The sequence below is a fragment of the Caulobacter sp. ALps2 genome, from assembly GCF_058681635.1.
Map to the genome: position 1 here is coordinate 1,815,801 of NZ_CM178743.1, position 24,688 is coordinate 1,840,488.

The following is a 24,688-nucleotide window of genomic DNA, read 5'->3' on the forward strand; positions in this document are numbered from 1 at the left end:
CGCGCGCGTCGGCTCGGACCGTTGGGGCATGGCCCCTCGTCAGCCGAAGCATCCCGAGCCTGAAAGCGCCCCGGTCCGCGTTATCCGCCGCCGTCGCCGCCACTCGGACAAGCCGATCAAGGTCACCGACGATTGGCCGGACATGGTGCCGATCAGCGACCTTGAGGTTCGCCTCGTCGAAGCCTTCTTCGGCGACCTGCTGGACGAGTTGTTCGGCCCCATCCCCTAGAACCCGGAGGACGACATGGGCCGTGCGCGCCTAGCCCCTTCCGCGCCGCCCGTTTCCAAGGCGGCGCTCTATCTTCGTGTCTCCACCGGCCGTCAGGCCGAACATGACCTCTCCCTTCCCGACCAGCGGCGCCAGCTTGAGGCGTTCAGCGCTGGACGCGGATGGAAGGTGGCGACCGAGTATCTGGAGCCGGGCAACACCGCCACGGACGACAAGCGCCCGGCCTTTCAGGAGATGATCGAGGCGGCGACGGCCAAGCCGCCGCCCTTCGACGTCATCCTGGTCCACTCGTTCTCGCGGTTCTTTCGCGACCAGTTCCTGTTCGAGTTCTACGCCCGCAAGCTGGCGAAGAACGGGGTCAAGGTCGTCTCAATCACCCAGGAGCTGGGCGACGATCCGATGAGCGACATGATGCGTAAGATCATGACGCTCTTCGACGAGTACCAGTCCAAGGAGAACGGCAAGCACACTCTGCGGGCCATGAAGGAGAACGCCCGTCAGGGGTTCTGGAACGGCTCTCGGCCGCCGCTCGGCTATCGGGTCATCATCGCCGAGCAGCGCGGCGCCAAGCTCAAGAAGAAGCTGGAGATCGACCCGATCCAGGCCGAGAAGGTCCGTAAGATCTACAAGGCCGCCCTCCAGGGCGTGGATGGGTCAGGACCGATGGGCCTCAAGTCCATCGCCACCTGGCTCAACGACAACAACATCCGCACCAAAGACGGCGGCAAGTTCGGGATCGATGCGGTCCACAAGGTGCTGACCCGCACCACCTACAAGGGCGAGCACCGGTTCAATTTCACCGACCACAAGAACCGCTGTCGCAAGCCAGACGCCGAGCACGCCGTGGCCAAGATCCCGGCCATCGTCACCGAGGCCGAATGGCAGGCCGTGCAGGATCATTTGAAGCTGCGCAGCCCTGGCGTCATGCACTCCCGGTTCGTGAACAGCCCGGTGCTTCTAGGCGGCATTTGCTTCTGCGGTCTGTGCGGCGGGGCGATGACCCTGCGGACCGGCAAGAACGGCGCTTATCGCTACTACACGTGCTCGACCAAGGCCCGGATGGGCAAGGACGGCTGCGCGGGCATCACCGTGCCGATGAGCAAGCTGGATGACGCCGTCGTCGCCCATCTGGAGCGCAGGCTCGTCCAGACCGACCGCCTCTTCATGTTGATGGGCAATGTCCTTGATCGCCGCGTGGAGTGGATCGACCGTCGGCGCTCGCATGTCGGCGAGCTGCGCAAGCGGTCGGCCGAGGCGGCCAACAAGCTGACCAGGCTCTATGCCGCCATTGAGGACGGTCTGGTCGGCCAGGGTGCCGAAGGTCTGAAAGATCGGATCAGAGAGCTTGAGGCTATCAAGGTCGAGGCCACGGCCGACGCCGACCGAGCTGAAGCGGCGATCGAGAAGCTGGGGCCAATGATCACGCCCGAGACCATCGAGCGTATGGCAGGCGCGACCCGCGAGAGCTTGCGAGACGCGGATGGTAAATATCGCCGCGCCCAGGTCCGCGCCGTCGCTCAGCGCGTGGAGGTGCTCTCCACAGAGGAGATCAAGATCATGGGCGGGAGGACTGAACTACTGCGCACCATGGCCGCTTCGGCGGGAGACCAGTCGGCTCTGGTCGAGGTTCGCAGTTTTAGACCGAAGTGGCGCACCCGACACGATTCGAACGTGTGACCTTTGCCTTCGGAGGGCAACGCTCTATCCAGCTGAGCTACGGGTGCATGCGCCCTGGCGGACCGGGCGGAAGCGGGTCTTAGCCGAAAGGCGGCGAACGCGCAAACGGGTTCATGCCGCGCCCATGTAGATGAAGCGGGCGATGAACAGGGCCGCCAGCACGAACAGCAGCCAGTCGCCCGGCTTGGCCTGGCCGCGCGCCAGCTTCAGGACGGCGAAGGCGGTGATGCCGAAGGCCAGGCCGTTGGCGATCGAGAAGGTCAGCGGGATGGCGATGACCGTCAGGAAGGCGGGGATGGCCACGCCGGGATCGTCCCAGTCGATGTCGGCCAGGGCGCCGACCATCAGCGAGCCGACGATGATCAGGGCCGGGGCGGTGGCGGCGGCCGGGATGGCCTGGACCCAGGGCGCGAAAAAGAGGGTCAGCAGGAACAGCACGCCGACCACGATCGCGGTCAGGCCGGTGCGGCCGCCGGCCGCGACGCCCGAGGCGCTCTCGATATAGCTGACCACGGTCGAGGTGCCGGCCAGGGAGCCGCCGATCGTGGCGATGCTGTCGGCGGTCAGGATGCGGTTCAGGCGCGGGATCGTGCCGTCGGGCTGGACGAGGCCGGCCTTCTTGGTCACCGCGACCAGGGTGCCGACATTGTCGAACAGGTCGACGAACAGGAAGACGAAGATCACTTCCGCGATGGCCATGCCGGCCCCGCCGTTAAGGTTCAGGGCGGCCGGGATGTCGAGCTTGAACGCGGTGGCGGTCAGGGCGGCCAGGCCGTACTCGCCGGGGACGACCTTGGCCAGGCCCAGGGCCCAGCCGGCGGCGGCGGCCACGAGAATGCCGATCAGGATCGCGCCCTTCACCCGCCAGACCATCAGCCCGCTCATGATGACCAGGCCGAGGATGGCCAGGATCGCGGTCGGCTGGGTCAGGTCGCCCAGGGCCACGGTGGTGGCCGGATTGGCGACGATGATGCCGGCTTCCTTCAGGCCGATGAAGGCGATGAACAGGCCGATGCCCGCGGCGATGGCCGAGAACAGCGGGCGCGGAATGGCCCCGACGATCAGCTGGCGGATGCCGGCGACGGTCAGCACCAGGAAGGCGACGCCCGACAGGAAGACGCAGCCCAGGGCGGTCTCCCACGGCAGGTCCATGCCCTTGACGACGGTGAAGGTGAAATAGGCGTTCAGGCCCATGCCGGGCGCCAGGGCGATCGGATAGTTGGCGATCAGCCCCATCAGGATCGAGCCCAGGCCCGCCGCCAGGCAGGTGGCGGCGGCGACGGCGGCGATCGGCATGCCGGTCTGGCCCAGGATCGCCGGATTGACGATCACGATATAGGCCATGGTCAGGAAGGTGGTGAAGCCGGCCAGCACCTCGGTGCGCACCGAGGTCCCCTGGGCCGAAAGCCCGAACTGCTTTTCCAGGAAACTCATCGTACGCCCCCAAACCCGACTTCAAGTCCCGATCCGAAGCGGGAGTGTTGGCGACGCGTTTCCTGGAACGCAAGCGAAGACGTCAGTCCTTGGTCGGATCGGCCGCGTTTGGGTCGCCGTAGGTCAGGGCCAGGAAGACGTCCTCCAGGTCGGGGTCCTCGGTGGCGATGTCCTTGATCTGGATGCCGCCGGCGCGGACGGCCGCCAGCACCTGCTCGACGCTGGACTGGCCGGTGCGATAGCTGACCTGGAAGGCGCCATTGGCCCGCAGCTTGGTGTCGAAGCCGGCCAGGGCCGGGGCGGTCGTCACCGGATCGTCGGGCGTGACCACGACGTTGCGGCTGTCCATCCGGCGGAGCAGGGTCGCGGTGGGTTCGCAGGCCACCACCTCGCCGCGATTGACGATGGCGATCTCGTCGCACAGCTCCTGGGCTTCTTCCAGGTAGTGGGTGGTCAGCACGATGGTGACGCCCAGTTCGTTGAGGCCCTTCACATAGTGCCAGAGCTGGCGGCGCAGCTCGACATCGACCCCGGCGGTCGGCTCGTCCAGGATCAGCACCGGCGGCTGGTGGACCATGGCTTTCGCCACCATCAGGCGGCGCTTCATGCCGCCCGACAGCTGGCGGACATAGGCATTGGCCTTGTCGCCCAGGCCCAGCGCATTGAGCAGTTCGTCGGTGCGACGCTCGTTCTTGGGCACGCCATAGAAGCCCGCCTGCACCTCCAGCGACTCGCGGGGGGTGAAGAAGACGTCGGCGGCCAGCTCCTGCGGCACCACGCCGATGGCGGCGCGGGCGTCGCGCGGCCGCAGGTCGATGTCGCGGTCCCAGATCTTCACCGTGCCCGAGCTCTTGCGCACCAGCCCGGCCAGGATGTTGATGAAGGTCGACTTGCCCGCGCCGTTGGGACCCAGCAGGCCAAAGATCGAGCCACGCGGAATCTTCAGGTCGATGCCGTTCAGGGCCCGCTTTTCCGGCGAGGTCTTCGTGCCGGCATAGGTCTTGTACAGGCCTTCGGCTTCGATGGCGTAGGCGGGCAGGTCCATGGATCGTCCAGATAGCAACACGGCGGAGTGGGAAACGTCGCCAGAAACGCCCGCTAGGGCGCGCGTCGATTGACGGCGCCTTTGAGCGTCGCATAGGTATGCCTCGTTCGCCGCCGCGCCAAGGCCGCGTCTGGAGCCTTTCTCAGGAGAAAGTCTCCAGTCTCTAGTTTGGCGCGCGACGGGCGCCGAAACCGGCGGCCACTTTCGGCTGTCGCGCTCGAATTCTAAGGACTCGCCGATATGGCCAAGACCCCCACCGCTCCGACCGCCATGGATGTCGACGCGATCGCCGGCCCCGCGCCGGAGACGATCATGGTCCGCTCGCACCGCATCGCCTGCGACGGCGTCGGCGGGGCCCTGGGCCACCCGCGCGTGTGGCTGGAGATGGGCGCGGCCGGCTTCGTCGACTGCTCGTACTGCGACCGCCGCTTCGTCGCCGCGACCGGCGAGGGCGACGAGGACGAGCGCCTGGCTCCGGGCGTCTATGAAGGCGCCGGCGGCCACTAAGTCCGTGACCGACACCTTCCCCGAGGCCCAGCGGGCCGAGACCCTGGCCAAGGCCTGGGAAAAGGCCGAGTGGCCGCACGAGGCGCCGGTGCTACGCGCCATCGCCATGCCGTCCGACACCAATCCCGAGGGCGACATCTTCGGCGGCTGGCTGCTGTCGCAGATGGACCTGGCCGCGGCCTCGATCGCCTTCCACCGCGCGGCCGGCCGCTGCGCCACCATCGCCGTCGACGGCATGACCTTCATCAGCCCGGTGTTCGTCGGCGACGAGGTCAGCCTGTTCGCCCGCGTGGTCCATACCGGCCGCACCTCGCTGAAGGTCCAGGTCGAGGCCTGGCGTCGCCGTCGCGACGCCGAACAGGCCCACAAGGTCACCGAAGGCGTCTTCACCTTCGTGGCCATCGGCGACGACCGCAAGCCTCGTCCGCTGCCGGTGTTCTGAGGGCGCGCGTCCGCCGCTTCACGCGGGAGACCGCTGAAGGGAGTGGAAAGGGACGCGGAGCGCCGGGCCACGCCCGGTGTGTGAGTGTGTAAGTACCGTTTCGACGAAGCCCGAACGCTCCGCGCGACCGTTATTCGCCAGCGTCCCGTCGGGTGGCCCTGTTCAGGCCTTACCGGAACCCGGAACTGAGCGTTTCCGCTAGCTCCGACGGTCGAAGAGGGCGGGCCACTCCAGGCCAGGACATACCCTTTTACCTCCAACCACGCCGACGGCGGGCGGGTGAGCCCAGCAAGCTCATCCCCGGACCGCTCGCTCCCCGCCACCAACACACCCTCCCCGACAGCCGTCAGAAAACCCCGAACGGGCTTAGTCTCCCGGCCTCCTTTGTCCTGCGCCCAGAGCAACATTGTCTCCAGATCGCCAAACAGGCGCACGTTCACCTCGCCGCGCCGGCCGGTGGGCGTAATCACCACCTTGTCGATAAGCGCGCGTAGCGCGGTCGCCGCCTGGACCCGCCCATCGGGATCATTGAGCGCCTGGGTGAGAACCTCGACCTTACGGCGGTAGTTGTCGGCGACGTTGGGATGAACGTCGGGGATATCGCGCGGCGCCTGGGCAAGAGCCTGTTCCAGCGCTTCGACCTCGGTCTCCAGCCCTCGCATCCGCTCCATCAGCGGTCGGCTATAGCCGCCGTCCTCGATAGCCGAGACTATGCTGGCGATAGCCTTCCTGGCCTTCTCCAGGCGCTGACGGTCCGCACCCTCATTGGCCCGGCGCTGCTGATTGAGGTGATTGGTCTCTTCGATGAACGCCCGCATGGCGTCGGCCATCAAGTCGGGCGCCATCATCTGGTCCTTCAGGCCGACCAGAACCCGCGCCTCCAGGCTGTCGCCCCGCACGGCGCTGGCGTTCGAACAGCCCTTGCCGTTGATGTGGGCGACGCAGGCCAAGCGATTGTTGCCACGCCGAGCGACCGTTCCGCCGCAAACGCCGCAGACGATCAGGCCCGACAGCAGAGTCAGCGGACGCACACCGCTGGCGGCGGCCCGCCAAGGCTCGGCGCCCTTGGCCAAGGCGTCCTGATAGGCCTTGCTGTATTCGGCCTGCTTGGCCTTGGCCGCCTGCCAAAGTTCATCGTCGATGATCCGCAAATGCGGGGCCTGGGCGTGGACCCATTCGCTGATTGGGTTGACCCGGTGGCGGCTCCGTCCCGTGTCTGGGTCGCGAAGATCACGGCGGCGGTTCCAGACCATCTGACCGACATAGAGGTGATTATAGAGGATGCCGGTCTGAAGCGCCGGGACGCCCCGGATGGTCTTGTCGCTCCATAGGCCGCCCTTGGGCGAAGCCACGCCCTCGCCGTTCAGCTCAATGGCGATCTGGCGCGGGCTCTTGCCCGCCACGTAGTCGCGGAAGATGCGCCGGATAACCTCGGCCTCATGCGGGATGATCTCCCGCTCGCCCGTCGTGACCTTGCCCGCCGCGTTGATCTCGCGCACGACCTTGTAGCCGTAGGAGTTGCCGCCTGGGGCCTTGCCCGCCTCCACACGGCCCCGGTTGCCCCGATGGGTCTTGGCCGACAGGTCTTTGAGGAACAGCGCATTCATTGTGCCCTTGAGGCCGACGTGAAGCTCGGAGACCTCGCCCTCGGCGAGGGTGACCATCGGCACGCCCGCGAACCGCAGGCGCTTGAAGAGCCCGGCGATGTCCTCCTGATCGCGGCTCAGCCGGTCCATCGCCTCGGCTAGCACCACGTCGAACCTGCCGGCCATGGCGTCGCGCAACAAGGCCTGGACGCCAGGACGCAGGATCACCGTCGAGCCTGAGATCGCCGCATCGGAATAGATCTCCACCACCCGCCAACCCTGCTTGTCGGCGTGCATCCGGCAGATGCGGACCTGATCCTCGATGGAATTGGGCGACTGCTTGTCGTCCGAATAGCGGGCGTAGATCGCAACACGGGTCATGGACGGGGCTCCGGGTCGGTTATTCCTCGCTCGCCTCAGGTGAGGCGGCGTCGTCATTGGCGGCGGCAAGGCTGCGCCGGAAATGTTCGCGAGCGATCTGACGGCCTAGAAGCCGCGCCAGAGTGCGCAGGGCAGCGTCGGCGCGGGGACTGATCTGCGTGGGCTCGTTGGCGGTGGTAGCGGCGCCTTCCGGCACCGGAGCGTCCTCGTCCATGTTGGGCTCCTTGGAGGGAGCCCAAAGCGTTGGATCGGTGTCGGTCCCGGTCAACGGCGGGGCCTGAGCCCCCGCACGAATGGATGTCGAACTGCGGGATACGGCGGGAACCTCTTCGGATACTCCCGGCGTCAATCGGAAAGACCTGACGAGGTCGAAATTAATTCGCGCCCTGGCCGCCAGCCGCATCAAACCCGCAGCGATTGCGGAGGTCACACGCAGCGATCCGGGGTTCGACTCCCAAATCACTGCGGCTAACCCGGCAACAATCCGCTGGGCGCGTAAGCCGCGCCACAGTCGGGACAGCAGGCCTTGGTGAGGAATTTGTGGGCTTCACGGATGAAGGGCCAAGCCTCGCCGTCTTCACAGTAGTTGAGGCGAAAGGCGATGGAGAGCATAGCCGTGGCGTCTTGGACGGTCCGAGGCTTGAGCTTGGCCAGCGTCTCAAGGGCCGCGTCGCGGGCTTTGTAGAGCCGGTCGCATTCGGCGGTTATGGCGTCCATCTCCTTGCCCTCTGGCAAGGCGCTGACCTGACGTTCGGTCAGTTTGAAATAGGGATATTGGGCGACAAGCGAGGTCTCCAGCTCCGACCATCGCCGGCCGAGCCGGTCGATCTCATGATCTCGGGCAAGCCAGTCGGCGCACCGCGCGGGGATGCTGGCGGCCTCTACGGGCGCCGCTCCCCGCGCAGGCCCCGCCAACGGAACGACGGTCGCGCCGATCACCGTGCGACGTGAAATCTCAGGCAGGCGCGTACCGTCGCCCGTCTTTCGACGCTGGCCCATAGCGTAGGTCCTGATTCAGTGGTTATCGTCAGGCTATCACTCCGATTCCGCCAAATCAATCAAAAAGTCCCATACGGCTCAAAAAGTAACACTCATGCTGACAGGTGCGCAAATACGGGCGGGCAGAGCCCTGGTCGATTGGACGGGTGCCGATCTGGCGAAGGCGGCGGGCGTGTCCCTTCAAACCATCCGTCGAATGGAGGGCGAAGTCGGCACGGGCAGGAGTTCAGTGGCCAACGTGCAAGCTATCCAACGCGCGCTGGAGGAAGCCGGCGTCGAATTTCTGGAGGCCGACGAGGCCGCCGGTACTGGCCCCGGCGTTCGCCTCAAACCTTAGCCTCGCGGTTAAGCCGCAGGCGCGGAACGCGGCTGATCCGGCTTAAACCGCTTGCCGAGCCCAAGCCGGGCGGAGAGCGGCCGGTCAAGGGTGCGCGAAGCGCATCGCCGCAGGCGGCGGCGAAGCCGCCCTTGAGGGGGCGATCTCTGCCCGGCACTTCCTGCGCCTATGACCGGTAAGCCGACGTTTCGACGGGCGGTTGAGGGTGGTTATGCGACGTGGAGGATGGCGGCGAAGATGCCGCCAGCGATTGCAGCAATCGCGGTCCATTTCAGATAGCCCCAAGGCCATGCAGCCGCGAGCGCGCAGCGCGTGCAAAGCGGGTCCCACCGACCGTCTGTGAGCGGTTTACCGCAGCCTTGGCACCCTTCGATCATATGCCACCTTGCCGCACCCAAGCGCGAGTCCGCAACGGGTCGGGAACAGAAATTGGACCGTCGCCGGAAACCGGACCCCCGCGCCCCTGCATCAAATGGGGGTCCCGCAAGCGGACCTTCCGAACTTCAGCAAGGGGTGGATGTTGTTGAAAAAGGCCTCTGATCTGGCGAGCGCTGAGCAGCGTTGAGAGTTGTTGTCGCTCAGGCTGGTGAGACCTGAGGCTGCTGCTGGGCGAGCTTGGCGAGTTTGCGGAGGTTTTGGGCGGTGGCGGCGAGGAGGAACTCGTCTTTGGCGCCGTTGGGACCTCGTAACCTGAGGCGATCGAGCCCGACGATGCGCTTGAGGTGGGCGAAGAGCATCTCGACCTTTTTCCGTTCGCGCCGGGAGGTGATGTAGGCGTCGGTCTTGGCGATGTCGCGGGCCATGTCGCGCGCGCCCTCGTGGATCGAGCGGGTCACTTTTCGATAGGGCTGCTTGGGACAGCAGGCCGCCTTGAGCGGGCATGGCTGACAGTCGTGGGTGCTGGCGCGATATCGGATGGTGTCGTCGGCCGGAGCGTTGTTGCGAGGGACCTTGAAGGCGCGCCGGCTGGACTTGAGCAGCTTGCCGCCCGGACAGGTGTAGGCGTCGGCCTGGTGGTCGAAGCTGAAGTCGGCTCGGGAGAAGGTCCCGTCATCGCGCTGGGATTTGTCGAAGACAGGAATGTGGGGCTCGATGCCCTGATCATGGACCAGCCAGTCGAGCATCTCGGCCGTGCCGTAGGCGGTGTCGGCGGCCAGGCGCTCGGGATAGAGACCAAGGCGGTCGTTGGCCCGCTCGATCATGGTGCGACAGGCGGCCAGCTCGCCCTGGCGGACCGCCGTCGAGGGCTCAACATCGACGATCACCGCATGATCCAGGTCGATCAGGTAGTTGGTGCAGTAGGCGAAGCTGGCCGGCCCGGCTTGGGCGGCGGTCCATCGCGAAGCCGGATCCGAAAGTGAGATATACTTGGGGGTGACGGGCGTGGCCGCGCCGAAGGCCGCGTCGTCCAGGACCGCCAGATACTCCTCGACGGCCCGCCCGGCGGCCTCTGCCGGCAAGCCTGCGGCGCCGTCGACGGCGGTTCTGTGCCGGCTGGCGTCGGCGCGGATGATACTGGCGTCAACGGCGAAGCCCTCGCCACCGACCAGGCCCTCGGCCATGCAGCGGCGCACCACGCTCTCGAACAGCTCTCGCAGCAGATCGCTGTCACGGAAGCGGCCGTGGCGGTTCTTGGAAAAGGTGGAGTGATCGGGCACGTCGCCGTCCAGGCCCAAGCGGCAGAACCAGCGGTAGGCGAGGTTGAGGTGGACCTCCTCGCACAGTCGGCGCTCGGAGCGCACGCCCATGCAGTAGCCGATCAGCAGCATCCGGATCATCAGCTCCGGATCGATCGAGGGCCTGCCGATCGCGCTGTAGAACGGCGCCAAATGGGCCCGCACGCCTTCCAGATCGACGAACCGATCGATGGCGCGCAGCAGGTGATCCTGGGGCACGTGCCCATCGAGCGAGAACTCGTAGAACAGAGCCGGCTGCTCGATCCGACGCTCGCCCATCATGGCCGAAACCTCCTGCTTCAACAGGAGTGAATCAGGCCAGAGGCGCCGCTTCAACCGGCCTTTTTCAACACAATCGGTGGGGAGCGGACATTGGCGTCCGCGCTCAACGACAAACTCTGTTGAAAACGACAGGGCGTTTTGCCACGGCCAATAGTACAGTTATTCAACAAAAAGTTTTGCGCGGCCCCCTTTCTTCTTATTGGCGAGCGCGCTACCGATAGCTCTAGGTTGTATCTGGAGTTTGCAGAATATGGACATCGTCACTTTCCTGCCATCCGACCATCCGGGCGTGATGCCGCTAAATACGGATCTTCCGGAAAACAATGTGGTTGAGGAAGTAGTGATTGCGGGGGAGCGAGTTCAACGACGTACACCGCTTAGCCCGAATCCAACAATCGACCTAAATGGTGGTATAGTGTATTCTGTGTGGGCGTTTAACACATGGAACAATATTCTTCCCGTAGATCAACTTGTAATTAATGAATACTTTAGCGGCGGCACTACTCCGAATCCCCTTGCGCCGCCGGTTACGGTTATGACGTTGGAAAATGACCCGGATTTCGCCGGATCTCTGAATGTTGCCGCGCTTCTAGAAAAAGGCATTCTGACGGTTGAGCAAGCGATAAGTTCGTTGTCCTCGCAGCAGGTTTGGCAACTTCCGCGAAACAACACCATCAATGGCTTCGAAGTAGCTCTCAGGTGGGATGCGTTTGCCTACAAGGTCTCAGATATTGACTATGGAAACGGTGCTGGTGGGGCTGTCCGGGAGGCGCAACTCTTTAGCGAGGTAAACTATAAAACGATCCTCACTAACGAGCCCGGCAAAGGCTCCTATTACGGGCAAGGTGGAGTATCGGGTATCTATTATTACTTGATCCACGAATTGGCTCATACGTTGCCAGCCGTTCAAGCGTATCGTGACCAGATGGTGAATGATTATAGGGCCTACCATCAGGCTCAAAACACGCCGAACTTCAACATAAACAACTTCAATGCGTCGGAGTGGGGCAAGAAAGCGGAAGTTTTCACGAACGTTGCCACCCGTGAAGTGATGCAATCAATCGGGCTGCCGATTTGGCAAGGTGCACCTTATGGGTATGCTTATACCCCAACACCCGGCCAAGCCGGGCCGCCGGTCGCCTGGTGAAGGGAGCAACAATGTCTATGCTTGCGAAAATTTTTTCTGTCTTCGCCCTGACCTTCGCGTCTGCTTCCACGCAAGCCGCCCCATGGTCTACGGAAAAGATATTCGTTTTCGAAAATATGATTTTCGATTTCAATCGACATCTATCCAGCGCTGATCGGCTTGGTGATGGAACCTCAGACTCTTTGGAGGACTGTTCAACGACGGAGCTTTATTGTCTCAAAACCGCGTTTTCATCGATCGCACTCCCGCGTACCTGCGCGACAGCGCTGAAAACTGGCGATGGCTGGTCAGTGGGTGATATTCAAACAGTTGTCGTCGGCGAGGTGACTTACCCTCCTGGTCACCATGCTGTTCCAGACGGGCCTCTTTATATCCTTCAAAGCAAGAGAAACTCCAACTTCGCCATTCTGTATAAAAGATCAAGCGGGCCGATTGGCATATTTTATAGTGCGAACAAAGAGCTAGACCTGGCGCGAGTGAGAGGAAAGCAACCAGTTTCGTTCGATGCGCTTATGGCTCTGTTAGGCGATGCCTACAAACGTCCAATTACTTACGAAAATTTCGCTCCCTGCACGTTTGCGGAGCCCAAGTAATCTAATTTGATCGAACCATTTATGTAGAGTCCCCGGCGCTAAAGTTAATAGGTTGACACCGGGAGGCGCGGAGCGCGCGCCTCCACACTCCCGGCCAGCCGGAAGCCGGCGCTACCGCCGGAGGATGTGCGGGGGCAGACAATGCGAAGCGACGTTAGTCTAAGCCTTACTCATCGGGCGAGCACTGAGGCGATTAGGCCAACGAGCGGGCCTAGCGAAGTCCTGGATGGGTCGTGAGCGGAAATCCGGGCACCGCTCACAGCCGGACAACTCCCCCTGCTGGGTGTCGAAATCTCCAGCGCCAGAGAAGTGTGGCTGGCAATCGTCCCGCCTTGACTCTCCGCTCAGCCCGAACGAGAACATTAGCAGAACATCGGAGACATCGCCATGACGGCCCAACGTGCTGGAGAGCGCGTGCGAACCCGCGCGCCGCAACCGCCCCGCGTCTATCTGCGCTCGGTCGAGAAGCTGACTCGCATGCGTCGCACGCACGGCGATCCGCGGTCACCCACTCTTAGCTTCACCTTCCCCCGAGCGACAGGCTCAGGACGGCGTTCAGCGGTCGAGTTTGTGGCGGTGGAGGACGTGCCTGATTTCGAGGGCGAGAGTGCGTGGTTCGAGATGGAGAAGGTTCAGCGCGGGAACGGTCGAAGCTGGCCCTGGTGGCGAGCCGTTCGACAGGTGGAGCCGCCGGTTGAATCCTGACGCATGGCTGACATGGATCCACGCACAGGGAAGTTGACGCGCCTGACGATCCAATGCGCCTGCGGCTACTCAGTCATCTGGCCAAGGAAGGCCATCCTGCTGAAGGTTGGCCCCGCCCGAACGCCGATGGAGCTGGCTCGCGGCCTTCGCTGCAGCGTTTGCGGCGCCAAGGGCAAGGCTAACATCTCCGGCGACCGCCGCTAGGCGCCGGACAGACTGATCGTTAGCTTCCGCTCCCAAGGAGACCGACATGACTGAACAGTCCTGGGCCTGGCGCATCGTCGATAGCGAGACCAACGAGGTCCAGCGCTTTTATCTGGACGGCGCAGCGCTCGCTGCGATCGGCAAGCCGCATGACAAAGCGTTCTGGGACCGGCATCCGCTGGTCGAGCGGATCGAGAACCGCTGGATCGGCCCTGACGATGAGGTCGAGGTGAAGGTGTGGCTTACCGGTCAGGTCGCGCCGGACGCGCCGGTTACGCCGAAGCCCGACCACCCGGCGGACCTGGAGTTCATCGGCGAGTGGAAGTCCGAAGGCGACTTCTGGGCCGCGCATCCCGACGCCGAGCATGTCGAGTTTATCCAACACATCGGCGAGGAACCGGCCGACGACAGCTGGGCTGTCTCGATCTGGCTAAGGGCCTGACGCGATGTGCAACCTCTACAGCATGAGGCGCGGCCAATCCGAGGTTTTGGCGTTCATTGAAGCCATCGACGGCGTCGGCAACCTTCCCCCCCTTCCGGGCATATTCCCCGACTACCCTGCGCCGATCGTTCGACACGCCGCCAACGGCGGTAAAGAACTGGTCATGGCGCGTTGGGGCATGCCCTCTCCATTCTTTGCCCGCCGGAAGGCTGCCGAGGACCGCGCTGAGAAGTTGCGGCTCAAGGGCCATGTGATCGACGAAGCGGCTTTTGAGGAACTCCTGAAGAAGGAGCCGGACCCGGGCACGACCAACATCCGCCAGACCAAGTTTTGGACGCAATGGCTGGCGCCGGAGCGCAGGTGCCTAGTCCCACTCACCTCATTCGCCGAGCCAAACCAAGTAGGTGGCAAGGCTGGCGAGAACGTCTGGTTCGCCCTGGGCCAGGATCGCCCGCTAGCCTTCTTCGCCGGCGTCGAGACCCGCGACTACACCTGCGTGCGCAAGATGAAGACCGGCTTCGAGACCTGCGACCTGTTCGCCTTCCTGACGACGGACGCGAACGGTGTCGTTGGTCCAATCCACTCGAAGGCCATGCCCGTCATCCTGACGACGGAAGAGGAGCGCGACGTCTGGATGCATGCGCCATGGGACGAGGCCAAGGCCCTGCAGCGTCCGCTACACGACGACGCGTTGATGATCGTGAGCCGGGGCATGGGTCAGAAGCAGGACCCGCCGAAAGACCCCGAGACGACCCTCCTCTGATCTCCGGCTTTCGCGCAGCGGTCATCTGCTCGAAGGTCGAGCAACACGCGGACGGGCGGACCGACTACATCGGTGTCGTTGGAGGCGAGCTTAGCGCCGAGACCAGACCCGGCTAACCGCCCCCTTTAACGTCCGACTTGGGTGGTGGGCTCAACTGATCGCCGCAACACGCTAACTTTTCTTAGGAGAGGGAGCGTGGGTGATGAAGCAGCGGCGTCGCATCTACTACTCGGCGGCCCAGCGGGCTGAAATCTGGGATCGCTGGAAGGCCGGCGAGTCGATGAGTTCGATCGGACGACGGTTTGATCGGGAGTCCTCGTCGGTGTTTTCGGTGCTTTCGCCGACGGGCGGCATCCGGCCTCCAGACCGGCGGCGAGCGGCTCAGGCGCTTAGCCTGAGCGAGCGGGAGGAAATCTCCCGAGGTCTCAGCAGCCGCTGCTCGCTGCGGGGGATCGCCCGGTCGCTGGGCCGATCGCCATCGACGATCAGTCGCGAGATCCTGCGCAACGGCGGGCCTGACCGGTATCGAGCGACCAGCTCCGATCAGGCGGCGTGGGACCGGGCCTTGCGTCCCAAGCGATGCAAGCTGGCTTGCCGACCCGCCCTGGCCCGGACAGTATCCGCCAAGCTGCAACGCAAATGGTCGCCCGAGCAGATCGCCGGCTGGCTCAAGCGCACCTGGCCCGGGGAGGCGCACAATCAGGTGTCGCACGAAACCATCTACCGCAGCCTGTTCATCCAGACCCGAGGGGTGCTGAAGAAGGAGCTGCTGGACCATCTCAGGGCCCGGCGGACCATTCGCCGTTCCCGCCACGCCAGCCTCAAGCGCAACGGCCTGGGCCAGATCAGGGACGCGGTCTCCATCAGCCAGAGGCCGTCCTGCGTCGAGGATCGCGCCGTACCCGGCCATTGGGAAGGCGACCTGATCGGCGGGTCCAGGAACAGCTACGTCGCCACGCTGGTCGAGCGACACTCGCGCTACGTCATGCTGGTCAAGGTCGCCAACAAGGACACCCAGAGCGTCGTCTCGGCCCTGATCAAACAGTCCCGAAAACTGCCTGACGAACTCTACCGGTCCCTGACCTGGGATCGCGGCAAGGAGCTCGCCGACCACAAGCGGCTGGCCCTGGCCGCGAACGTCGAGGTCTACTTCTGTGATCCTCGATCGCCCTGGCAGCGGGGCTCCAACGAAAACACCAACCGGCTGCTGCGTCAGTACCTGCCGCACGGAACCGACCTGTCCCTGCACAGCCAGGCCCAGCTCAGCGCCATCGCCAGGCAGCTCAACGAACGGCCCAGAAAGACCTTGCTCTATCGAACCCCAGCAGAGACCTTCGCCGAGTGTGTTGCGGCGATCAGTTGAGCCCACCGTCGATTGCGGAAGTTACGGAACGCCCCCATGCAAGCGCTGCCTCCGCTGAAGGCGCATTGATCCAGATGGCCTCACTGGACTGATCGTCCCAGCCGCTAGCGGAGTTTGTTTTGAACTCCGCAGGGGTCTCAAACCCGAACTGGAACAGATATCGCATGGGATCAGCTTAGCCTCCGAACGGCTACCCGCAAGCGGACCTTCTCAAGGTCCGAGATGGGTGGATTGTGTTGAAAAAGGCCGGTTGAAGCGGCGCCTCTGGCCTGATTCACTCCTGTTGAAGCAGGAGGTTTCGGCCATGATGGGCGAGCGTCGGATCGAGCAGCCGGCTCTGTTCTACGAGTTCTCGCTCGATGGGCACGTGCCCCAGGATCACCTGCTGCGCGCCATCGATCGGTTCGTCGATCTGGAAGGCGTGCGGGCCCATTTGGCGCCGTTCTACAGCGCGATCGGCAGGCCCTCGATCGATCCGGAGCTGATGATCCGGATGCTGCTGATCGGCTACTGCATGGGCGTGCGCTCCGAGCGCCGACTGTGCGAGGAGGTCCACCTCAACCTCGCCTACCGCTGGTTCTGCCGCTTGGGCCTGGACGGCGACGTGCCCGATCACTCCACCTTTTCCAAGAACCGCCACGGCCGCTTCCGTGACAGCGATCTGCTGCGAGAGCTGTTCGAGAGCGTGGTGCGCCGCTGCATGGCCGAGGGCCTGGTCGGTGGCGAGGGCTTCGCCGTTGACGCCAGTATCATCCGCGCCGACGCCAGCCGGCACAGAACCGCCGTCGACGGCGCCGCAGGCTTGCCGGCAGAGGCCGCCGGGCGGGCCGTCGAGGAGTATCTGGCGGTCCTGGACGACGCGGCCTTCGGCGCGGCCACGCCCGTCACCCCCAAGTATATCTCACTTTCGGATCCGGCTTCGCGATGGACCGCCGCCCAAGCCGGGCCGGCCAGCTTCGCCTACTGCACCAACTACCTGATCGACCTGGATCATGCGGTGATCGTCGATGTTGAGCCCTCGACGGCGGTCCGCCAGGGCGAGCTGGCCGCCTGTCGCACCATGATCGAGCGGGCCAACGACCGCCTTGGTCTCTATCCCGAGCGCCTGGCCGCCGACACCGCCTACGGCACGGCCGAGATGCTCGACTGGCTGGTCCATGATCAGGGCATCGAGCCCCACATTCCTGTCTTCGACAAATCCCAGCGCGATGACGGGACCTTCTCCCGAGCCGACTTCAGCTTCGACCACCAGGCCGACGCCTACACCTGTCCGGGCGGCAAGCTGCTCAAGTCCAGCCGGCGCGCCTTCAAGGTCCCTCGCAACAACGCTCCGGCCGACGACACCATCCGATATCGCGCCAGCACCCACGACTGTCAGCCATGCCCGCTCAAGGCGGCCTGCTGTCCCAAGCAGCCCTATCGAAAAGTGACCCGCTCGATCCACGAGGGCGCGCGCGACATGGCCCGCGACATCGCCAAGACCGACGCCTACATCACCTCCCGGCGCGAACGGAAAAAGGTCGAGATGCTCTTCGCCCACCTCAAGCGCATCGTCGGGCTCGATCGCCTCAGGTTACGAGGTCCCAACGGCGCCAAAGACGAGTTCCTCCTCGCCGCCACCGCCCAAAACCTCCGCAAACTCGCCAAGCTCGCCCAGCAGCAGCCTCAGGTCTCACCAGCCTGAGCGACAACAACTCTCAACGCTGCTCAGCGCTCGCCAGATCAGAGGCCTTTTTCAACAACATCGGTGGTTAGGAGACGATCCCCGCTGGACGCTCAACAACCAACTTGAACCCGGCAAACTGCTTGCCCAACACATGTCGAATTACAAAGTAGCTGACGACGAAGTTCGCAAACCCTCCAGCCACAGCGCCACCTGCCGCCCCGAAACGTGCATAACCTAGCGCTCCTAGGATCATGCCGACGACGGCGCCGAGTATACTTCCCGCGAAAAAGCCAAGAAGAGAACTCCTCCAGATGATCGCCCACCAAAAGCGAACGTATTCGCGCGGCGTGAGCTGAGACGAGATTGGGCAAGAAGATTGGCTCATAGCTCAACCATAAGCGTACGCTTGATGTGCGCAACGTCCGACTAGGGGTGGAAAAAGACGTCGAGCCTGATCAATCCCGCCAGAACCAGACCTCGAATTCGACGCCATCCTCGATCGTCACCGCCTCATAGCTTTCTCTGGCCCACTTGGCCGTAGTGTTGGCACGACCTGCGCTGTCGCAAGCCATCCTGTCCAGATCATCACTATCGACGTGAAAGCCCAGGTCAGATCTTGGCTGCCCGCCGCCGTCGCATGTTGCGTCGATAGTCGAGACGGATAAGCCGCGTGATCGACCAGCTTCGATCAACTCTATCATCCGTTCGAATGGCAGTGCTCCGGAACCCTTTGCGGTAAGAGCGGCGGCGATTGCGGCTTCAATATCGTCTGACGTCATGACAGCATTCTAGGCGCACACGGGTCAAAAGCGTCAATGTCCGCGCAGGGTGTTTGCTGAAGTCAGGCTGAACCGTTCCCTGCGGACTGATATCTTGAACAAGCGGATCGAACCCCACATAGCTATGCCATGGCCCATGAAGCTCCATCTCTTGCTGATCGCTGGTCACGTCTTCGCATCAGTACCAAGGCGTTCGCTGTCGCTTCGGGCTACATGCTGGCCATGGTCGCGCTTTCGGAAATAGCTGGCGATGGGTTGCTGCTGATATGGTTTGCCACCGCATTGCCAATTGGCTGGTGCGGAGGGTTGCTCCTGCACTGGGCGTCCATGCGACCACGCCCCTCCCTGGATGATGCCTTCACAGGGATCGTGGCCCAGGCCAAAGCGAAGCCAATACTCTTCGCCGCCTACGCTATTGCTGCGTTAGTCATTGAGGCGTTCGCAGTGATTGAGGCGCTGAAAGCAGAGCAGTGATCCGGAGAGCCCGACTAGGGTGGTGAAGGGGAATGCAATGCGTCGTTCAAGGCTAGTGCTCATTGCGCTGTTGAATCTGTTCGCCGTGGCGATTCTAGGCTGGAAGTTCGCAGCGATGACATCAATGGCCGACATCTTCGGCATAGCCGTCTTGGCGCTGTTCGCGGCGTCCTTCCTGCTACTCCGACGTGAACGGCGCAGAATTCCCGCTGAGAAGCCAAGGCCCGACTAGGGTCGGGTGGAGAAATGAGCGTCGCGCCTAAAACCGGACATTGGGCACAATGGCGGAAGGTGGATAGGACGGTGGTCTATGGTAGGGAAACCCGCCGTCTCTTTCCTAGAGCCTGTCTTTCTACGACGGCGTTTCATCACCCCTTGAAGCTGTGAGCGTTGGGCCGACCATGGCGGCACCATGCCTCCATCCGCCCAATCGCCGCCAACTGAAGTCCAACTGATCTGGCTCAAGGGCCGATTTCAGCGTTGGATACGCTTCGGCCGCATCGGTGATGAACGCGAGATCGACCGCCGCCGCCGCGCGGCGTCCTTCGCCCCCGGCGCTGTCTTCGCCGTCGTCCATTGGGAAGCCGGCCAGTACGGCACGACGTTATCGCGACTCTGGGTCCTGCGGGCCGTGGCGACCGGCGAGCCCTTCGACCCTGTTCCTTTCGTCACCCCCGGCGCCGAGATACTGCTGGACCTGAAGACCTGGGTGAAAGTCCAAGCCGGCCTGACGGCGATCGACGCCATCGAAGCCCAGGGCCTGCGCCCCGAGCGCGTCGCGCCCGATCACTGGCGCCATGTCGGCGGGCGCATCGCCGTGGCGCAAACCCCATCGCCCTACACCCGCGCCCGTCATCGCGCCTGGCTGATGCGCAAGCGCTTGGGCCTGACCGACGACAACGACCTCCTGGCGGGCGCCGGAGATCCCCGATGAAAGTCGAAACCAAGGTCTATCTGCCGCCGGACCTGGCCAAGGAACTGGACAAGACGGCCGCCCGTATGCGGCGGCCAAAGTCGGAGATCGTCCGCGCGGCGGTGGCCTCGTTCCTGTCGCCGGATGGCGCCGAGCGCACTGAGGCCGCCTTGCTGCGGCGGCTGGACCGGATGAACCGCCATATCGAGCGGGTCGAACGAGAGGCCCAGGTCAGCAACGAGGCCCTGGCGATCTTCATCCGCACATGGTTGGGCACGACGCCGATCGTCACCTCGGGCGATCAAGCCGCCGTGCAGGCGCTGGGGCAGAAGCGATATGCCAGCTTCCTAGAGGCGCTTGGACGGCGCCTCTCCAGCGGCGCGTCGCTGGCCGATCAGGCCTTCGAGTCCAACGGCGGTCAGTTCGACGAGGACGGCGCGCCCAAGGCCTGATCTCAGATGCCAAGGCCTCGGCTTCGTCCAAGCTGCCAAGCGATCCCGCCGCCGGGCTCCAGCGTGCCGGCGATCTGCTGACCGCGATACGAATCCAAGGTCGAGCGCCAGGGCACGAGGCTGAAGTCATAGCTCCCCTCGATCACCGCGAACTTGCCCGACGCTAACTGAACGCTGTCGGCAAGTTTGCCCTTCACCGTCTCGCCGGTCTCGGGAACGCGGAACGGTAGGTTCTTCTCCTTGGCCAGGGCCGCCCCGACCTTGGCGACTTCCTGGCGCTCCAGAGTGCGCAGAAGATCGGGCTTGGCCCGCCAGCCGCCGTCGTGGGCGCGGCTGGCGTGGCCCTGGCGGACCAGCGCCTCGCGGCGGCGCTCCAGCGCTCGCCCGACCTCGCCGCCAAACCCGCTGGGCGCGGCCTCGGGCGGGGTCTTGCCGACAAGCTGGCGATCCAACCAAGTCGCGCCATCGCTGGTGACTTGGCGGTCCAGATCGAAGGCCGACAGCAGCCGGACCTGGGCGCGGCGGCCATGTGTCGCCTCGTAGGCCTCGGCGCGGGCCAGGAAGTCGCCGGGGACGCTCCAATGGTCTGCGTCCAGGCGCTCGACGACCTTGGCCCGCCGTAGCGCCTCCAGCCGGCGAACATGGGACTCGACGAGATCGTCGGCGTTGGCGCCGGGCGTTAGGCGCATCTCTCCGCTCTCCAGGCGCTGCCGGTGATCGCTGGGCCGGTAGACGCCATCCTCGGCGAGGCTGGCGATGGTTCGATCCGCCGGACGGCTGGCCCGCCGCGCCCCGGTCTCGACGACGGCGCCTATGGGGATCGTGGTCGCCGTGTCGCCATCGACTTTGACGTGACGGACCCGGCCATCGAGACCATCGACGATCAGGCCCATGCGGTCGTCCAGTTCATCGACCAGACGCTTGTCGATGACCCGGCCGACCTTCGGCGTCGAGCCCTCGCCATCGGTGTCGATGACCAGGGCCTCGGCCGGGCGCGATAGGCCCCGCCGACTGATTGCCCGGCTCATGGCCTTGATGATGTCGCCACGCTCGCCAAGCGCCTGCAAGGTCGGCTCGATGTCGTTGGACAAGGTCCAGACGCCGGGCGCGGTTTGCTCGGCCAGGCCCATGCCCTCCAGGGTCTTGAGGCGGCCAAGCCGCAAGGTGGCGTCGGCCTCGGCGCGGACCTGTCCCGAGGCGGGGCGAAGGTCGAGGGATCGGCTGGCGTCGAGGTCCTGGATCATCGCCCGGTCTATGCGGGTCAAGCGCTCGGCGGTGATCTCGGCCTGGAGCTTCCTCCTGATCTCCAGCTCGGTCTCTTGCCCTAGCTCCAGGGTGGCCAGGTTCTCGGCCCGGTGGCGAAGGCCGGCGGTGATGTAGTCCTGGGCAATGATCAGGTCCTTGCCCCGGTCGTCCACGCCCCGGATGACGACATGGGTGTGCGGGTGGGCGGTGTTGAAGTGATCGACCGCGACCCAGTCCAGGCGCGTGCCCAGGTCGATCTGCATCTGATCCATCAACTCGCGGGTATAGGCCCGCAGGTCCGACAGCTCCGCGCCGTCCTCCGGGGCGACGATGAACCGGAACTGGCGACGGTCGCCGGCCCCGCGCTCGGTGAAGGCCGCGCCATCGACATTGTCGGAGTCCGCGCCATAGAGCCGGGCCGGCTCGCCGTCACGGCTGACCCCATCGCGGACGAGGTAACGCAGATGGGCGCCGGCCGCCTGGCTGCCGGCCTTCAAGCCCACGATGCGGCCCTTAACGACCACGCGGCGCGAGCGGTAGCCGCTGGCGTGACGCTGGGCGGCCTGCCGCTTCAGACCATTAGCGGCGTCCTGGCCCCGGCCGATCCGCGAGCAGCGGCCGGGCGCGTTCGGCGCCCTGACATTGCCGCCGCTCGGCGCCATCCGCCGTGGACTGCCGCCCGCGCGCTTGGAGACGACACGACCAAGGCGACCGGCGCGACCGGCCGCTTGCCGCCCGTCGTTGCGGATGCGGCCGGGGCGCAGCTCGAAATCCAGCAGGTGGTCGTCCATCCGGCGAGCTTGCGCCTGCGGGGGTGGATTTCAACGGCGGGCCGGATTGGGGAGAAGCATGGCGTTGAAAAAGAAACTCTCGGCGGCTTTGCCAAGACCATGGCCAACGGAGTGGGCCGGGAAAAACCAGTGTGCAGACAGCCGCTTCCGCCCGTTCGGGCCGGAAGCTTCAATCTTGCCATAAGATTCGACCCAAATCTCGTTCCAGGAATGTTCCAATTTCGAACGAATCTGGTAGCGTGAGTTCCAAAAGGGAACACACCTATGACCACTGATACAAAGCTAGTCGTTGGCGTCTTTCCCAAAGCGCAAGTGATCGCGGCCCTGTCCGATTGGTGGGCTAGCGAGAAGGTCGAGACGGAGACGCTGGCCGCGCTCGCCCCGGAACCGAAAGGGAAGGCGTCGATCCTCACGCCGATAATTGAGATCGACTCTCACCGCGTGGTTCGGGCGTTGCTGGAAATCGAAAAAGTCATCGGGCGCGACGTGCCGGAAAGGCTCATCAAATCCGGCGGCTACGAATCATTCGATGAGTTGTTGGCCGACCTAGTTCCGAAGGTCGAGAAGCTTGTCATTAAGGGGGACGTTAATGACTGAGGATAAGGCTCGCACCCTTCTGGGGCAAAGGGTCAAGGAAGCGAGGGGCTACCTATCGCTTTCGCAGGAAGAGGTAGCCAAGGCTATCGGAGTTCCACGCTCTGCCATTTCCAAGATAGAGGACGGCTCTAGGGGGATCGATGCGCTCGAGCTTCCACGGCTTGCGAAGGTGTTAGGCCGTAATGTCGAATACCTCACCGGCGGTGCAGATACTCCCACTAAGGACGAGAAGGTTGCTTTGTTAGCTCGGGCCGTCGATGGCCTTTCTGATGGGGATATCGGCGAACTTCAGAGGTTTGCGGCTTACCTGAAGTCGCGGTCCGGTTCGTCATCCAAATGAACAGCCGAGTCCGCTTGGCAAGGCTTAAGGGTGCGAAGGCCGCGCAGCGACTTCTCGGAATCATGGAGGCCCAAAGCCGGATCTCCGAAACGTCGGGCCAGATTGACGTTTTAGGCGTGCTTGCGTCTTTGGAAATCCTGGTGGTTTTCCGACCACTTGATGGCCTGCTTGGTGCTTATCTCCGCGGCGACACTCCCGGGGTGCTCCTGTCGACCAAGCGGCCCCCCTCGGTTCAGCGCTTCACCGCCGCCCACGAACTTGGCCATGCGGTTTTGGAACACAAGCCAAGCCTGGATAGTCGCGATGTCCTCCGCAGAGCGGCGTCCAACATTGAGGGAGCCTCTCCGGCTGGCTTCGCATTGACGTGACCCCCTGAAACTCCTCCAGAAATAACTAGAGTCCGCCCCAGGAAAGGGACGGACGAATGAAGCGATCACGGTTCACGGAAGAACAGATCATCGGAATCCTGCGCGAGCAGGAGGCGGGCGTGCCGGTGGCGGACCTGTGCCGCAAGCATGGGCTCAGCTCGCCGACCTTCTACAAGTGGAAGGCCAAGTATGGCGGGCTGGACGTGTCGGAGGCGCGGCGGCTCAAGGCGCTGGAAGACGAGAACGCCAAGCTCAAGCGGATGCTGGCCGAGGCGATGCTCGACAACGTCGCGCTGAAGGATCTGCTGGGAAAAAAGTGGTGACGCCCGCCGCGCATCGGGAGGCCGCCGCCTATCTGGGGTCGGCCTACGAGATGAGCGAGCGGCGGGCGTGCCGGGTTCTGGGCGTGGATCGGACGAGCGTGCGCTACGCGGCCACGCGGACCGACGACGGCGTGCTGCGCGAGCGGCTGAAGGCCCTGGCCCAGGAACGCCGCCGGTTCGGCTATCGCCGGCTGCACGTGCTGCTCAAACGCGAGGGCCATGTCGTCAACAAGAAGCGGATCCAGCGGCTCTATCGCGAGGAGAAGCTGACCGTGCGCCGGCGCGGCGGGCGCAAGCGGGCGATCGGCACGCGGCGGCCTCTGGAGGTCCCGCTGACGCCCAACCAGCGCTGGAGCCTGGACTTCGTCTCCGACCAGATGACCGACGGCCGCCGCTTCCGGATCCTGACGGTGATCGACAACTGCACGCGCGAGTGTCTGGCCCTGGTGGCCGACACCTCGCTGTCAGGCCGGCGAGTGGCGCGCGAGCTCGATGCCATCATCGCCCAGCGCGGGCGGCGGCCCGACACAATCGTCAGCGATAATGGGACCGAATACACCTCCAACGCCATCCTGGCCTGGACCGACGACAGCGGCGTGGGCTGGCATTACATCGCACCGGGCAAGCCCCAGCAGAACGGCTACAACGAAAGCTTCAACGGCCGGCTACGCGACGAACTGCTGAACGAGACCCTGTTCCGGTCCTTGCCGCACGCCCGCGCCGTACTGGAGACCTGGCGGCGCGACTACAACGAGCGCCGGCCGCACTCCAAGCTCGGCTGGATGACGCCCAGGGAGTACGCCAGCGCCTTCTGCGGAGAGACCGGCCGGCACGCTGCGCAGGCTGATAGCTCCGCGCGCCGGCCTCTTGCCACCCACCAACACCAAGGCTCAAATCAACCCAGGACTCTCGTTATGGCTGGATGAGA

The 24,688-nt window shown here is 64.3% G+C and carries 25 protein-coding genes, 1 tRNA gene and 3 pseudogenes; 19 read left to right on the plus strand and 10 right to left on the minus strand.

Annotated features, from left to right (window positions below):
• Positions 1–28: 28 nt before the first annotated feature.
• Both ACW173_RS08645 and ACW173_RS08650 read left to right on the plus strand, forming a co-directional pair.
• A complete protein-coding gene (locus tag ACW173_RS08645) occupies positions 29–229 on the plus strand; it encodes a hypothetical protein (RefSeq protein ID WP_492084611.1) in 201 nt (66 codons plus the stop codon).
• 15 nt (positions 230–244) lie between these two features.
• The gene (locus ACW173_RS08650; protein ID WP_492084613.1) at positions 245–1,906 is read left to right on the plus strand and encodes a recombinase family protein; all 1,662 of its coding nucleotides are present in this window, start codon (positions 245–247) and stop codon (positions 1,904–1,906) included.
• Here the strand turns inward: ACW173_RS08650 and ACW173_RS08655 are convergent.
• The 3 genes from ACW173_RS08655 to ACW173_RS08665 all read right to left on the minus strand — a co-directional run bounded on the left by ACW173_RS08655 (position 1,877) and on the right by ACW173_RS08665 (position 4,385).
• Positions 1,877–1,953, minus strand: a tRNA-Arg gene (locus ACW173_RS08655). The two genes, ACW173_RS08650 and ACW173_RS08655, sit on opposite strands and share 30 nt — an antisense overlap.
• A gap of 64 nt (positions 1,954–2,017) precedes the next feature.
• Entirely contained in the window at positions 2,018–3,340 is a 1,323-nt protein-coding gene (locus tag ACW173_RS08660) for an NCS2 family permease (RefSeq protein WP_492084615.1), read from the minus strand.
• 82 nt (positions 3,341–3,422) lie between these two features.
• A complete protein-coding gene (locus ACW173_RS08665; RefSeq protein WP_492085953.1) occupies positions 3,423–4,385 on the minus strand; it encodes an ABC transporter ATP-binding protein in 963 nt (320 codons plus the stop codon).
• A 240-nt stretch (positions 4,386–4,625) separates the two neighbouring features.
• On the opposite strand from ACW173_RS08665, the gene ACW173_RS08670 reads away from it, so the two are divergent.
• Positions 4,626–4,892: a zinc-finger domain-containing protein gene (locus ACW173_RS08670; protein ID WP_492085955.1), complete on the plus strand. Its 267-nt coding sequence runs from the start codon at positions 4,626–4,628 to the stop codon at positions 4,890–4,892.
• The gene (locus ACW173_RS08675; protein WP_492085957.1) at positions 4,870–5,334 is read left to right on the plus strand and encodes an acyl-CoA thioesterase; all 465 of its coding nucleotides are present in this window, start codon (positions 4,870–4,872) and stop codon (positions 5,332–5,334) included. The genes ACW173_RS08670 and ACW173_RS08675 overlap by 23 nt, the downstream gene beginning before the upstream one ends.
• Before the next feature lie 191 nt (positions 5,335–5,525).
• On the opposite strand, the pseudogene ACW173_RS08680 reads toward ACW173_RS08675, so the two are convergent.
• The 4 genes and pseudogenes from ACW173_RS08680 to ACW173_RS08695 form a co-directional block, all read right to left on the minus strand.
• Positions 5,526–5,642, minus strand: a pseudogene (locus tag ACW173_RS08680) (hypothetical protein); the annotation flags it as partial.
• 615 nt (positions 5,643–6,257) lie between these two features.
• Positions 6,258–7,358 (minus strand): annotated as a pseudogene (locus ACW173_RS08685) (recombinase family protein); the annotation flags it as partial.
• Positions 7,321–7,515, minus strand: a complete 195-nt coding sequence (locus ACW173_RS08690) for a hypothetical protein (RefSeq protein ID WP_492084617.1) — start codon at positions 7,513–7,515, stop codon at positions 7,321–7,323. The pseudogene ACW173_RS08685 and the gene ACW173_RS08690, both read right to left, overlap by 38 nt.
• Positions 7,516–7,769: 254 nt before the next feature.
• Positions 7,770–8,240 (minus strand): hypothetical protein, encoded by a 471-nt coding sequence (locus tag ACW173_RS08695; RefSeq protein ID WP_492084619.1) that lies wholly within the window; start codon positions 8,238–8,240, stop codon positions 7,770–7,772.
• Positions 8,241–8,394: 154 nt separating this feature from the next.
• Between ACW173_RS08695 and ACW173_RS08700 the strand changes: the two genes are divergently transcribed.
• Positions 8,395–8,637, plus strand: a complete 243-nt coding sequence (locus ACW173_RS08700; RefSeq protein WP_492084621.1) for a helix-turn-helix transcriptional regulator — start codon at positions 8,395–8,397, stop codon at positions 8,635–8,637.
• A 578-nt stretch (positions 8,638–9,215) separates the two neighbouring features.
• Here the strand turns inward: ACW173_RS08700 and ACW173_RS08705 are convergent.
• Entirely contained in the window at positions 9,216–10,595 is a 1,380-nt protein-coding gene (locus tag ACW173_RS08705; RefSeq protein WP_492085922.1) for a transposase, read from the minus strand.
• A gap of 250 nt (positions 10,596–10,845) precedes the next feature.
• Here ACW173_RS08705 and ACW173_RS08710 point away from each other — a divergent pair, with 250 nt between their 5' ends.
• The 6 genes from ACW173_RS08710 to ACW173_RS08735 all read left to right on the plus strand — a co-directional run bounded on the left by ACW173_RS08710 (position 10,846) and on the right by ACW173_RS08735 (position 17,496).
• The gene (locus tag ACW173_RS08710; protein WP_492084622.1) at positions 10,846–11,742 is read left to right on the plus strand and encodes a hypothetical protein; all 897 of its coding nucleotides are present in this window, start codon (positions 10,846–10,848) and stop codon (positions 11,740–11,742) included.
• An 11-nt stretch (positions 11,743–11,753) separates the two neighbouring features.
• Positions 11,754–12,335 (plus strand): hypothetical protein, encoded by a 582-nt coding sequence (locus tag ACW173_RS08715; protein WP_492084624.1) that lies wholly within the window; start codon positions 11,754–11,756, stop codon positions 12,333–12,335.
• A gap of 955 nt (positions 12,336–13,290) precedes the next feature.
• Positions 13,291–13,686, plus strand: coding sequence for a hypothetical protein (locus ACW173_RS08720; RefSeq protein ID WP_492084626.1), 396 nt, complete (start codon positions 13,291–13,293; stop codon positions 13,684–13,686).
• A gap of 4 nt (positions 13,687–13,690) precedes the next feature.
• Positions 13,691–14,449, plus strand: coding sequence for an SOS response-associated peptidase (locus tag ACW173_RS08725; RefSeq protein ID WP_492084627.1), 759 nt, complete (start codon positions 13,691–13,693; stop codon positions 14,447–14,449).
• Between the two features lie 202 nt (positions 14,450–14,651).
• Positions 14,652–15,812: an IS30 family transposase gene (locus tag ACW173_RS08730; protein ID WP_492084629.1), complete on the plus strand. Its 1,161-nt coding sequence runs from the start codon at positions 14,652–14,654 to the stop codon at positions 15,810–15,812.
• A gap of 304 nt (positions 15,813–16,116) precedes the next feature.
• Positions 16,117–17,496 carry a transposase gene (locus ACW173_RS08735; RefSeq protein ID WP_492085922.1) on the plus strand — a complete coding sequence of 460 codons (1,380 nt, stop codon included), beginning with the start codon at positions 16,117–16,119 and terminating at the stop codon, positions 17,494–17,496.
• A 437-nt stretch (positions 17,497–17,933) separates the two neighbouring features.
• Here ACW173_RS08735 and ACW173_RS08740 read toward each other — a convergent pair whose 3' ends face one another.
• On the minus strand, positions 17,934–18,257 hold the full coding sequence (locus tag ACW173_RS08740) for a hypothetical protein (RefSeq protein WP_492084631.1): 324 nt from the start codon (positions 18,255–18,257) through the stop codon (positions 17,934–17,936).
• A gap of 129 nt (positions 18,258–18,386) precedes the next feature.
• Between ACW173_RS08740 and ACW173_RS08745 the strand changes: the two genes are divergently transcribed.
• From ACW173_RS08745 to ACW173_RS08755, 3 genes are all read left to right on the plus strand, one after another.
• Positions 18,387–18,731 (plus strand): hypothetical protein, encoded by a 345-nt coding sequence (locus tag ACW173_RS08745; RefSeq protein WP_492084632.1) that lies wholly within the window; start codon positions 18,387–18,389, stop codon positions 18,729–18,731.
• 412 nt (positions 18,732–19,143) lie between these two features.
• The gene (locus ACW173_RS08750) at positions 19,144–19,665 is read left to right on the plus strand and encodes a DUF2840 domain-containing protein (RefSeq protein ID WP_492084634.1); all 522 of its coding nucleotides are present in this window, start codon (positions 19,144–19,146) and stop codon (positions 19,663–19,665) included.
• A complete protein-coding gene (locus tag ACW173_RS08755; RefSeq protein WP_426029595.1) occupies positions 19,662–20,096 on the plus strand; it encodes a ribbon-helix-helix protein, CopG family in 435 nt (144 codons plus the stop codon). The genes ACW173_RS08750 and ACW173_RS08755 overlap by 4 nt, the downstream gene beginning before the upstream one ends.
• Positions 20,097–20,098: 2 nt before the next feature.
• Here the strand turns inward: ACW173_RS08755 and ACW173_RS08760 are convergent, their stop codons facing one another.
• Positions 20,099–22,132, minus strand: coding sequence for a DUF3363 domain-containing protein (locus tag ACW173_RS08760; protein WP_492084636.1), 2,034 nt, complete (start codon positions 22,130–22,132; stop codon positions 20,099–20,101).
• A gap of 264 nt (positions 22,133–22,396) precedes the next feature.
• On the opposite strand from ACW173_RS08760, the gene ACW173_RS08765 reads away from it, so the two are divergent.
• The 5 genes and pseudogenes from ACW173_RS08765 (at position 22,397) to ACW173_RS08785 (ending at position 24,686) form a co-directional block, all read left to right on the plus strand.
• The gene (locus ACW173_RS08765) at positions 22,397–22,729 is read left to right on the plus strand and encodes a hypothetical protein (RefSeq protein ID WP_492084637.1); all 333 of its coding nucleotides are present in this window, start codon (positions 22,397–22,399) and stop codon (positions 22,727–22,729) included.
• Positions 22,722–23,069: a helix-turn-helix domain-containing protein gene (locus tag ACW173_RS08770; protein ID WP_492084638.1), complete on the plus strand. Its 348-nt coding sequence runs from the start codon at positions 22,722–22,724 to the stop codon at positions 23,067–23,069. Before ACW173_RS08765 ends, ACW173_RS08770 begins: the two co-directional genes overlap by 8 nt.
• 62 nt (positions 23,070–23,131) lie before the next feature.
• The gene (locus ACW173_RS08775; RefSeq protein ID WP_492084639.1) at positions 23,132–23,437 is read left to right on the plus strand and encodes an ImmA/IrrE family metallo-endopeptidase; all 306 of its coding nucleotides are present in this window, start codon (positions 23,132–23,134) and stop codon (positions 23,435–23,437) included.
• Between the two features lie 56 nt (positions 23,438–23,493).
• Positions 23,494–23,646 (plus strand): annotated as a pseudogene (locus ACW173_RS08780) (transposase); the annotation flags it as partial.
• Positions 23,613–24,686, plus strand: coding sequence for an IS3 family transposase (locus ACW173_RS08785; RefSeq protein ID WP_492080530.1), 1,074 nt, complete (start codon positions 23,613–23,615; stop codon positions 24,684–24,686). The pseudogene ACW173_RS08780 and the gene ACW173_RS08785, both read left to right, overlap by 34 nt.
• Positions 24,687–24,688: the final 2 nt, after the last annotated feature.